This is a genomic window from Membranihabitans marinus, assembly GCF_021729155.1.
Lineage (GTDB): Bacteria > Bacteroidota > Bacteroidia > Chitinophagales > Saprospiraceae > Membranihabitans > Membranihabitans marinus.
Genome location: NZ_JAJQYA010000039.1, coordinates 2,872 through 15,683 on the forward strand (window position 1 = coordinate 2,872; position 12,812 = coordinate 15,683).

Sequence of the window (12,812 nt, forward strand, 5' to 3'; positions counted from 1 at the left end):
GCTCTAAGCGCATGCTGTAGGTCTGTGAAAGCATTCGTCCAGGAGGTACCATCGTTCGCACCGCTAGCAGAAATATCAACATAAGCCTTACCCATAAAAGAATTACAATCGATGACCGTCGAACACCCCATTACATTTAGGCCAATGGCCGCAGTATCAGTACACAGACTATTATCATCACTCACTACTACATAAATCGTCGTGCCATCCATCGCCGTATATGGACTGCTAATTCCTGAAGTGGCCATTGCATCGCTGTAATAATCATAACTGATGTCAGCATTGCCATTTACATCACTTACTGCATCTTCTAGATTAAATTCGCCATTCCCCCCTGAAGTCTCACATTCGGTCAACATCGCATCGTTGGCCGTTGGGGCCGCCGTCACATTCAGGGTAATGGCTGCAGTATCACTACACATACTATTATTATCACTCACTACCACATAGACCATAGTGCCATCCGTTGCTGTATAAGGATTACTAATCCCCGTCATGGCCAATGCATCACTATAATAGGCATAACTGATATCCATACCTCCATTCACATCACTTTCTGCATCTTCCAAGGTAAATTCTCCATTCCCTCCTGAAGTCTCACATACCGTCAACATCGCATTGTTAGCTATCGGGGCTGATGTTACATTTAGTGTAATGGCTGCTGTATCGGAACACATCGTAATATCATCCCTTACTACCACATAAATCGTTGTCCCTGTTGTCAAATAGGCTGAACTATTTACAATAGGTAAAGTAGCATCTTCATCGGTAAAATAGGCATAGGAGACGCCCATTCCTCCATGAACTGAAGATTCTGTGCTTTCTAGGTCAAATTCTGCTTCACTATTGGACAACTCACAGGCTGATAGCTGGGCATTGCTTGCTGTGATATTGCAACTTTCCATCTCATAAACCCCCATATCTATGATTATATTTTGCACACGTGGGTTTCCATCAAGATCAACGGGCCCAGCATTTTCCATAAAAAATCCGGACAAATCTGTTCCCGGATCACCCATATTTATGGCTGGTGAACTCGGCATCAAATGAAAATCTCCAGCTGTGGTCGGCGCAGAAGATGTGGGTGGCGCATTGACAAATTGTGGATCCGTCGAAAATTGATTATTCCCGTTATCGCTTACAATAGAAGCGTGATTAACCGTGATATAATCCACATCAAATATAGAATGGGATATACCAGGAACAGAAAATCCATTATTATAAAAAACTGGGCCATCAGGGGCATCGTTTTGATACAGGATGCAATTCGTCAATTGCGGTGAAGAATTAACATTATAAATAGAACCTCCAGCAGCAGTACCAGAAGATGAGACTGTATTACCCGAAATTACACAATTGATCAATAGTGATGAAGAATTTTTATAATATAAAGCGCCGCCAATAGCAAAAAAAGAATTAGAAGATGAAGCTATGTTGCCCGATAGCAGGCAATTTGTCAAAACCAATGAAGAATTATCATTAAATATAGCACCAGCAATAGCATCACCAGTAGATGAAGCCGCGTTGCCAGATATCACGCAATTTGTCAAAATAGGAGAAGAACCGGAATTATACATAGCACCACCATGAGAAGCACCAGTTGTACCAGAAGATGAAGCCGTGTTATTCAAAAATTCACAATTTGTCAAAATAGGAGAAGAACCGGAATTATATATAGCACCGCCAATAGCAGCAACAACAGAACTAGAAGATGAGACCGAATTGCCCAAAAATTTACAATCTGTTAAAACCGGAGAAGAACTAACATTATATATAGCACCACCATAAACACCGGAGGAAGAAGAAACCATATTATTCAAAAATTCACAATCCATCAACTCCATAAAAGAATGATCATTATATATAGCACCGCCATTAGTTAAAGCCGTGTTGTACGAGAAATCACAATTGCGAATCCTCGGGTTGGAGCTATTACCTGTACCTACTCCAATATTATACCAACCTCCACCTGAATTATTGGGGGTTGATCCATTCGCATTCCCCCCAGTGATAGTAAAGCCATCCACTAATGTAGCCGAGCTTACATTCTCCGTCCTTACCACATGATAGCTATTCCCGGTGGGCATATTATCTCCATTTATATCCCCGCTGAGTATGGTTTGATAAAGATCCCAATTCCGTGCTGATAACGGACTGCCTCCTGCGGGAAATCCACCCAAAACCACCACTCCGTCTGGAATCCAAAATGAAGTATCTCGGTTTATACCACCTGGTGTAGGATAATAAGTCCCCTCTGCCACAAAAATAGTATCGATAGCTCCGAGACAGTTTTCCCGGGCACGGAGAGCATGTTGCAAATTTGTAAAAGCATCAGTCCAGGAGGTGCCATCGTTTGCACCACTGGCAGAGATATCTACGTAGGCTTTACCACTATATAGATTACAATCTATGGCCCTCCATTCAAAAGCTCCTATATCAATCGTGGCGTTATATACCCTGGCAAAACCATCTAGGTCTGTAGCTTCCGTATTCACACCATTCTGCCCCATATCTATAGCTGGAGAAGTCGGCATCAAATGAAAATTACCAGCTGAGGTCGGTGCGGAGGAAGCGGGTGGCGCATTGACAAACTGGGGATTGGTAGAAAATTTATTATTTCCATAATCGATTACAAGAGAAGCGTGATTAACCGTGGCAAAATCTTCATCAAATATAGAATGGGAAATGGTGGGTATAGCCATTCCAACATTAAAAAAAACTGAACCATCTGACGCTTCATTCTGATACATGATGCAATTCGTCAATACCATAAAGCTTATACCTGAATGTGCCGAACTCATTATGGCACCACCATTGTTAGTTGCGGCATTCCCTGACAAAACACAATTATTCAATATCGGAGTGCTCTCTCCAGAATTATTAGCATCATTATAAATAGCACCACCATCGTTAGTTGCGGTATTTCCTGACAAAACACAATTATTCAATATCGGAGAGCTCTCTCCAGAATTATTAGCATCATTATAAATAGCACCACCATCGTTAGCTACGGTATTTCCTGACAAAACACAATTATTCAATATCGGAGAGCTTTCTCCAGAATTATTAGCATCATTATAAATAGCACCACCATTGATAGTTGCAGAATGCCCAGACAAAATACAATTATTCAATATCAGAGAACTCTCTCCAAAATTATTAGCATCATTATAAATAGCACCACCATTGCTAGTTGCGGTATTCCCTAATAAAACACAATTATCCAATATCAGAGAACTCTCTCCAAGACTAGTAGCATCAATATAAATAGCACCACCATTAGACGCAAAATTACCAGTAAATGAGCAATATCTTAATTTTTGCGAACTTTCTGTATAAAGACTAGAGGCATAATTATACAAGGCACCGCCCTTTAAAGTCGCAGAATTGCCCGAAAATAAACAATCATTTAATTGAATTCCTACAGAATTATGATTAAAAATCCCACCACCATTAAGATTAGCAAAGTTGTTCATAAATGCACAATCCGACAATTCAAGAGAATATTCTCCACCAAAATTATCATTATACATACCCCCTCCTTCACCAGCTTCATTGCCTATGAAATCACAATAAGTCAATTTAACAGAAAATTCTCCACCAAAATTATCATTATATATACCCCCTCCTTCACTAGCTTCATTGCCTATGAAATCACAATAAGTCAATTCAACAGAAAATTCTCCATCAAAATTATCATTATACATACCCCCTCCATAAAGATTAGCAAAGTTGTCCTTAAATGCACAATTCCGGATCGCCATGTTGGAGCTGCTTCCCAACCCAGAAGCAATATTCATCCATCCACCACCAGAATTATTCGGAGACGATCCATCTGCATTCCCCCCGGTGATGGTAAAGCCATCCACTACCGTAACCGAGCTTACATTCTCCGTCCTTACCACATGATAGCTATTCCCTGTGGGCATATTATCCCCGTCTATATCCCCGCTGAGTATGGTTTCATATAGATCCCAATCCCGAGCCGATAATGAACTGCCTCCTGCTGGAAAACCACCCAGTACCACCACTCCGTCCGGGAGCCAGAAAGAAGTATCCCGGTTTGTACCGCCCGGTGTAGGATAATAAGTTCCCTCCGCTACAAAAATAGTATCGATGCTTCCTGAACCGGGGCAATCCTCACGGGCACGGAGTGCATGCTGCAGGTCTGTAAAAGCATCCGTCCAGGAGGTACCATCGCTTGCACCGCTTGCGGATAAATCAACATAGGCTACACCGCTAAAGTTATTGCAATCAACAGTTGGCAGTAAATCCTTTGTATTTAATGATGTATTTGAAAACAATTGAGAAGTCGTAAACAAAAATAATAACAAACAAAAATTATGATATTTGGGGAATATAATTTTCATCAATATAAATATTACAGGGCTTAAAACTAAGACAAATATACCACCACGTGTAGGTTAAAACATACAATAAAAATAAAAATATAAAATAATTTATTTAATTAAATAGAACACAACTGATTAAAACACAGCATTTTACATTATTTTTAAAAATAAAAACTATAACAAAGCAAATTATTAATATGTAGAAAATAGAAAAATTTGATTAAAGTTAAATTTACACAAAACACATATTAAATATTTGTAATATCATTGACAAACAGGACATTCCACATAAAAAAAATAAATACAATCGAAAAAGAAGATGACTATTTAGGCAGCAATTGAAAAGCTATTCTATAATACAATAATGTATTTAATTATATTTTTTCATGATAATTAACATATAAGTATTAAGGCTATAGAAATATCATGACATATACAGCTAGTATATATACCACCGTCAATTATTACAAAATATAGTCAAGCTGCAGTGAGCATGTCGAGATTCCATAAATTTTGCTGTCGAATTAAAGTGCACGACTGAATAAAGTTACTCAAAGAGCAACCAGATGAACTAAATATGACCGAGCGAAGTGCGAAGCACCGATGGTCGTAAATCGACCTACGGAGAGAGAGCCGGAGCCACTGTGCTCCGGATGGGTATGCCAGGATGAAGGAGCCACGACCACTGTGTCGTGGGTGAACGACCAAAATGCAAAGCATCGTAGACCGTTAATCGGTCTACGGGGAGTGAAGTCGCAGCCACTGCGCTGCGACGAGATTCCATGAAATTCGCTATCGAATTACATTACTGTCACGCCGGAGCACAGTGGAAATCTGTATAAATCTTATTGATACCTAGCCGGAGCACAGTGGCCAACCCACCCGAAACACGGAGGTTTCGGTTCCTTCACCCAATCGACATTTAGTCGATTGGATACTTCGTATTTCGTTCAGTCATCCTCATCCGATGGACATTTAGTCCATCGGGTTGCTCTATAGAGCAACTGCATTCGGTCACCCCGCCAGCGGGGGACATAAGAGATACTGGGCAAAAAGTGTGACAAATCCGGAATCATCATAATCTCCCCCCCATTCAAATTATTCAATCTGTTCATGTCCGTGATTTAACCTGAGGTATGGATGATTCCTGCCGACAGAAATGAATTCCTTCGTCCCTTCAGGACTTTTTTCGTGGAAGGCATCCTTTTTATAGGGTTTCACCCTATGCTAATAGACTATGTCCACTTCGACCAAGCTCAGTGCGCCGCTTTCAGGACTTTTCTCTTGTTATATTAAATTGGTTTGCTCAAAGCCACTGGCTAAAAACCTATCTAATTACGTTGCAGTCATGCCGGACCACATAGATATTGGTGTAAAATAAAAAAAGACTGTCCCCAACACGGAAACAGTCTTCTATATTTATATCTAAAAGGCTTTTGCCTATCCAAAATCATCAAAGGCAATGTTCTCAGAAGGTACACCCAACTCATCAAACATCTTCATACATGCATCCAACATTGGTCCAGGTCCACAAAGATAGTACTCAATTTCTTCTGGCTCTGGGTGATTTTTTAAATAATTTTCATACAAAGCATTGTGGATGAATCCCGTAAATCCATCTCCTTCTTTGTCATCGATAGATTTCTTAACTTTCCAATTGTCTTCTTCCAAGGCTGCAGAAAGCGCAATATGATATTGGAAGTTATCGTATTCGTCTTCAATCTTTCTAAAGTGATCGGTATAGAACAACTCTCTTTTGGATCGACCACCATACCAGTATGAAATCTTTCTATCTCTTGTTTTCTCTGTGTGAAACAGATGGAATAAGTGAGATCTCAACGGTGCCATACCAGCTCCCCCACCAATGTAAATCATTTCTTTTTTAGTATTTTTAATAAAGAACTCTCCATAAGGACCGGAAATAGTTACCTTATCTCCAGGTTTCTGATTGAATACATAGGAAGAACAAAGTCCAGGATTAACGGCTTTCCAGTTATTAGTATTTCTATCCCATGGTGGAGTAGCAATACGAATATTTAACATCACTATATTTCCCTCTGCTGGGTGATTGGCCATTGAATAAGCTCTAAATTGAGGCTCAGGATTATGCATTTTCAAATCCCACAATTTCCAAGTATCCCACTCGCTTTTAAATTTCTCTGGACCAGCCGGATCATCGGGCAAAGGTGCAATATCGAAATTTTTGAAATCGACGTCGATTTTTGGTACATCAATTTGAATATATCCTCCTGATTCGAAATCCAGTGTTTCTCCCTCAGGCAATTTCACTACAAATTCTTTGATAAAGGTCGCCACATTGTAATTGGATACCACTTCGCATTCCCACTTCTTGATACCAAATATCTCTTCGGGAATACCAATCTCCATGTTGTCACGCACTTTGACTTGACAAGCCAATCTCTCATGGTTAGCCGCTTCTTTCTTTGACAAGTGATTCATTTCTGTAGGTAACACATCACCACCTCCTGTATACACCTTACACTTACACATGGCACAGGTACCACCACCTCCACAGGCCGAAGGCAAAAATATATTGCGATCAGATAAAGTAGACAAGAGTGAAGATCCAGGTTGAATTTCAATTGGATTTTCTTTGTCGCCATTGACAACAATAGAAACCAAACCCTGTGGCACCAATTTCTTTCTCGCAGCGATCAACATTATTGATAACAATAAAATGATGACGCTAAATACAATCACCGCATATACAATCGGCATAAAATCAAGCAAAATAAACATGTATTATACTTTTAAAATTTCTTAAAATGCATTTGGATCAATACCGAGCAAACTCAAAAACGCTATCCCCATCAAACCAGTCAACAAGAAAGCCATACCTAGACCTCTCATTGGAGCGGGAACCGCTGAATAGCTCATTTTTTCTCGAATAGCAGCAATTGCAATGATTGCTAAAAACCATCCAAAACCACCACCAAGACCAAAAGCCACAGACTCTCCAAAGTTATACTCACGAGTAACCATAAAGAGTGAACCTCCTAATATGGCACAGTTTACCGTAATCAACGGCAAGAATATACCTAGGGAATTATATAATGACGGTGAAAATTTTTCTATAACCATTTCGACCAATTGTACCATTGAAGCAATAACTGCTATAAATAATATCAATCTTAAAAATGTCAAATCAGTACCCAAAATACCATCGGGACTCAAAATATAATTGGCAATTAACCAGTTAACTGGCACGGTAAAACCCAATACAAAAATTACTGCCAATCCCAATCCAAAAGCCGTTTTTACAGATTTGGACACAGCTAGATAAGAACACATACCCAAGAAATAGGATAAGATTAGATTCTCAATAAAAGCCGATTTGATGAAAATATTAATATACTCCATAATATTCTTATTATTTATCGTTACGAAACGTCAATTAATTTCTTATTCCATGCTCTATGTACCCAAATCAAACCAGCAATTAAAAACATAGCTGCCGATGAAATAACCATTAGGTTGTTATTTTGATACCATGAAAACCATGTACCGATTCCTTCTGTAGCTGTTGTATTAATTAAATACTCAGGTGAGGCCCCAATTAACTTTAAAGTTCCAAAAGGACTTCCAGCAAACAATGTTCCCTTACCAAACAATTCTCTAAAAAAAGCAATGATTAATAAGATAGCACCATAGCCCAATCCATTACCAATACCATCCAAGAACGATCTCCATGGTTTATTGGCCATTGCAAAAGCTTCCAAACGTCCCATTACAATACAGTTGGTAATGATCAGTCCAATAAATACAGACAATTGTTTGTATACTGTATAATTCATTGCTTTTAAGGTAAGTTCCACAACAGTCACCAAAGCAGCTATTATCACTAATTGTACGATCATCCGTACAGCTTTGGGAATATAATTCCTCAACAATGAAGTCAATAAATTGGCGAATGCACATACGAAAACTACTGCCACTGACATAACCAAAGAAGGATAAATCAATGTAGTCACGGCCAATGCAGAACATATACCCAATACTTGAACTGTTATTGGATTGTCGTCATTGATAGGATCCGTTAATAATTTTCTTTCCTCCGCACCAAAAAGAGGTTTTTTCTCCTCTAAAGGCTTTTGTTTAACTACTGTTTCAGCCATAATATTAATTTTTCCCTAATGATTGCAAATAAGGTTCATAGTTTTTAATACCATCATATAGCATATCACTTACTCCGTTACAAGTAACGGTGGCACCAGATATACCATCTACTTCATGGTCAGGCTCTTTAATCACGCCTTTAATTACACTTACAGACTGATAGTTTCCAGCCTCATCATATATCTTTTTCCCTTGAAATTGTTTGGGGAATGCAGGATTATCTTTAATTTCTGCTCCCAAACCTGGTGTTTCACCTTGGTGATCAAAACTAGCACTTACGATGGTTGTTAGATCGTCTTCCACAGCGACATTAGCCCAAATAGCGTCCCATAGACCTTGACCGCGAATACTCATGATATAATATTTTTTCCCACCGTTGGTATAAATATACATCGGATACTCTTGATCGGCTGCTGGTTTTGCCAATTCATCTTTTAATTTTATACTCTCAGCCAACTTACCGTCAACCGTTTCTCCTGCACTATTGATAACAAAAGCATTAATCTTATTTTCAAAGATTTCCTGTACTTCATCATCGGTTAATTGATCAACCGGTTTATCTAAAACCGGATTTACAGCTAACAAAACACTTCTTTTATTATATACCGCTTCATTTTTGTCATGAATAGGCTTTAAAACCGTTTGCATACCTGCTAGAACAAATGCCACAATCACTGTCATGATTAGGACAAATTTTACAATGTAGTTAGTTGAATCACGCACGTTTCAATCTTTTTTGTATGTTACCAAGAACAGTATAATGATCAATAAGAGGAGCAAAAGTATTTAAAAATAATATTGCCAACATCCATCCTTCGGGATAAGCAGGGTTAATTACACGAATTATCATCCCTATCATCCCTATCATGATACCATAAATTACTTTTCCAAAATTTGTTGCAGAAGCTGTAACAGGATCGGTTGCCATAAACACGATAGCAAACCAAAAACTTCCCATTAACAACTGATTATACCAAGGAACTGTCATAAACTCAGTCGCTCCCCATGCATTGAATATCATGGACATAAGAGCCGCTCCAACGAGACCACTTAACATTATTCTCCAACTTCCTATTTTGGTTATTAAAAGAATAGCTGCACCAGCGATGATCAATGGTTTTGAGGTTTCACCCACTGATCCTGGTATTGATCCCCACAACATTTGTGCACTGGAATAAACATCGGTTACTGCAGACCAACCTCCCTCATAGGCCAAAGCCAAAGGAGTAGCTCCAGTAAATCCATCGACAATGGTGGCCCCGGGATCAAACTGAGCCCAGCCAAACCATTCAAATATTGTATTACAGAACGAAGTCTGCCACCATCCGTAATCCGTTACAGCTCCTGGCATTATTTGATCAAATCCAGCAACCCATACTTGATCACCTGATATGGTAGTAGGATAAGCAAAGAATACAAAAGCACGGGCCAACAAAGCCACATTCCATATATTCATACCTGTTCCTCCAAAAGCTTCTTTACCTAAAAATACGGCAAATGCCACAGCCAAACACAATATCCAAATCGGAAGATCTGGTGGCATAATTAATGGAATTAATGCTCCTGATACCAAGAATCCCTCTTCGATTGCGTGGCCTTTTTTCCATGCAAAATAAAACTCAATTCCAAGACCTACCAAGTGGGTCCAAATAAATAAGGGCAAGATTTTGGTCAAACCAAAAGCCAATTTCAAGTGAAATCCTTCAAAGAAAGATTCATACATTCCCAAAGCCACAAAATGTTGTTGACCGATATTATACATTCCGATCAAATAGCAGAATTGCAATGCTAAAACCACGATAACCATCGTCCTTTTTAGATCAATTCTATCTTTGATATGAACACCTCCATCAGCTGTCACTTCATTTGGAGCAAATAAGAATGTAAAAAGTCCATCATACAATGTATGACCCAGACTCCCCTTCTTTGGTTCTAAACTTTTAACAAAATTCAGCAGTTTTTTCATGCTTTACGTTAATTTCTTCTGACTATTTGTAAAAACTAATTTATTCCTAAACTTCCTTCATCATAAAATCCAGCCCTTCGCGCAAAATCTTCTGCAACGGCTGCTTTGATGTACACACAAACTCGCATAAGGCCACATCCTCTTCTACCAACTCATAAATACCTAATCCTTCCATATTCTCTACATGTCTAGTGATTATAGACTTAAATAAATATTGAGGATAAGTGTCTACTGGCAGTACAGATTCGTATTGACCTGTGACTACAAAAGCACGTTTCTCACCATGAGTATTGGTGTCTACTTGATATTTGAAATCCTTAAACAAGAAATTCGGATAGGTTCTAGACGCAGAAGGTCTCATAGTTTGTGGCAATAACCAACCAAACATTTCATAATCATCTCCTTCATCGATGCAAGTCACTTGATCTTTATAAAAATCTAAGAATGCATTGTCTTCGTTTTTAGCCAATCCATGGAGTACATTACCTGCTATTATACGTTTGCTTTTATCGGACAACTCTTCTCCGAGAATTTCCTTAAGATCAGCTCCACTATAACTTTGGTAGTAACCACCTTTTTCGGTAGCCAGACCTGCTATATTAAATACTCTTTCTGCTCTGTATTCATTCTTCAAGAACATATTACCTAAAGTAATCAATTCTTGTATTCCAATTGTCCAAACAACATCACCAGCATTAATTGGCTTGATATGGTGGATTTGAATACCGACTAAACCAGCGGGATGAGGTCCATCAAAATAGTGAATATCTACACCGTGCATATGATCCAACTCTGCTGGAATAGCAGCTCCTTCACGACCGTCTAAACTCATATACACCTTGCCATCAGTCAATTTATTCAACACATTGATACCTTCTTGAATAGCTTCAAATCGACCGTTTATTTTCATCGCCATATCTCCAGCCAAAGGGGCAGTATCAAAACCAGAAATAAAAATATCTCTTGGCTCTTCATCTACTCCAGGTAGAATATTAAATGGACGCTGTTTAAACAATGGCCATCCGCCATTGGCTTTTAAAAACTCTCTTAATTCAGCTCGATCTACTTCATCTATATTGGGGCTATTCAAAGCCTTGAACTCTACATCTTTATCAGCCAATATAACCACTTGAGCGATAGAACGCTTAGGTCCTCGCTTCACTTCTACCAGTTCTCCACTCACTGGAGCCACAAAATTGACATTGGGATGACCTTTATCGTAAAACAAGGGTTGACCTGCTTTTACTTCCTGTCCTACTTCTACAATCATTTTGGGGATAGGGGCAATATTGTTGAAGTTAAAAGGCATTACAGCATATCTACTGCTGTGAAACTTTTTGATTTCAGAACTACTCTCTCCTTTCAACTTAATGTTTAGACCTTTTTTCAAGACATGGTTCTTGGAAGCCAACAAATCTTCATCGACGACTTCGCCATTGGTGTGGTTTCCAACCTTAACTGATAATACTTGAACCATACTATTACCAACTACTGCCACAGCTCCCAATACTAAAGCCCCGAGAATTAAAATAACACCAATAGTAACCACGTTACCATCTTTGCCTGTCTGGGCTAGAGCCATCTGTGAACTAAGCACAACGATAGATAGTGCCGATAACATTTTGGTAAATAACTGAACGAAAGAGGATACAACCTTCATGAGCAATATTAAATTGACTATTTAATAAATTATTTCGCAAATATAGAAAGGATTGTACATACACCCCCTTCATTATTTCATGACAGATTTATTTTAGATTTAATCTAAATAACTGTCGCATTAATTCGTTTTTCTTTTCAGTCCGCAAATGTATATATTAACCTCCGGATATCATAGCATAATGGTAAACTTATATAATAAAAATAAATATATTAATATTGAAAATATATAAGTGATACTATATTCATGTAATACTGGTATTATTGCTCAATAGTCAATATTCAAGTCGGATATTGTCCAATAAAATTTCAGAAAACTTTCATCTCATCAATAGACAAGATGGAATATAATACGAAATACATTTAAAATTGAAGGTAATATTTGGACTTGTTTAAAGTTTTTACTTCGTTAAAATGATTAGGCTATTGGATAATACTTGAAAATTAAAATCCTCTGTCCTTATTTTAATACTATGAAAAAGTAGAAAAATCTGAAGGTAATTCAGTAATGCATTTTGAGGACGTAGAGACGCAATGCCTTGCGTCTCCCAAAACCACCTAATTGAGACGCAAGGCATTGCGTCTCTACGTTAAAACATGACTGGCCCTTAAATCAATAGGATTTTAGCCACTGGCCTCGGTTCCTTCATCATTGACCGATTTACGGTCAATGGCTCTCAGAGCTTCATTCAGTCATA

General features: G+C 38.4%; 8 protein-coding genes. All 8 read right to left on the bottom strand.

Going from position 1 to position 12,812, the window contains the following annotated elements; translation table 11 throughout:
• The coding region (locus tag LVD51_RS17455; RefSeq protein ID WP_236972653.1) for a choice-of-anchor Q domain-containing protein at positions 1 to 4,370 on the bottom strand (4,370 nt) is incomplete at its 3' end.
• 932 nt (positions 4,371 to 5,302) lie between these two features.
• Positions 5,303 to 5,467, bottom strand: a complete 165-nt coding sequence (locus LVD51_RS17460; protein ID WP_236972654.1) for a hypothetical protein — start codon at positions 5,465 to 5,467, stop codon at positions 5,303 to 5,305.
• 325 nt (positions 5,468 to 5,792) lie between these two features.
• Positions 5,793 to 7,112: an NADH:ubiquinone reductase (Na(+)-transporting) subunit F gene (gene nqrF, locus LVD51_RS17465; protein ID WP_236972655.1), complete on the bottom strand. Its 1,320-nt coding sequence runs from the start codon at positions 7,110 to 7,112 to the stop codon at positions 5,793 to 5,795.
• Between the two features lie 21 nt (positions 7,113 to 7,133).
• On the bottom strand, positions 7,134 to 7,733 hold the full coding sequence (nqrE, locus tag LVD51_RS17470) for an NADH:ubiquinone reductase (Na(+)-transporting) subunit E (protein ID WP_236972656.1): 600 nt from the start codon (positions 7,731 to 7,733) through the stop codon (positions 7,134 to 7,136).
• Positions 7,734 to 7,753: 20 nt separating this feature from the next.
• Positions 7,754 to 8,488 carry an NADH:ubiquinone reductase (Na(+)-transporting) subunit D gene (locus tag LVD51_RS17475; protein ID WP_236972657.1) on the bottom strand — a complete coding sequence of 245 codons (735 nt, stop codon included), beginning with the start codon at positions 8,486 to 8,488 and terminating at the stop codon, positions 7,754 to 7,756.
• 4 nt (positions 8,489 to 8,492) lie between these two features.
• Entirely contained in the window at positions 8,493 to 9,212 is a 720-nt protein-coding gene (nqrC, locus tag LVD51_RS17480) for an NADH:ubiquinone reductase (Na(+)-transporting) subunit C (RefSeq protein WP_317207905.1), read from the bottom strand.
• A complete protein-coding gene (locus LVD51_RS17485; protein WP_236972659.1) occupies positions 9,205 to 10,455 on the bottom strand; it encodes an NADH:ubiquinone reductase (Na(+)-transporting) subunit B in 1,251 nt (416 codons plus the stop codon). Before LVD51_RS17485 ends, nqrC begins: the two co-directional genes overlap by 8 nt.
• Positions 10,456 to 10,501: 46 nt before the next feature.
• The gene (locus tag LVD51_RS17490) at positions 10,502 to 12,115 is read right to left on the bottom strand and encodes a Na(+)-translocating NADH-quinone reductase subunit A (RefSeq protein WP_236972660.1); all 1,614 of its coding nucleotides are present in this window, start codon (positions 12,113 to 12,115) and stop codon (positions 10,502 to 10,504) included.
• Between the last annotated feature and the right edge of the window lie 697 nt (positions 12,116 to 12,812).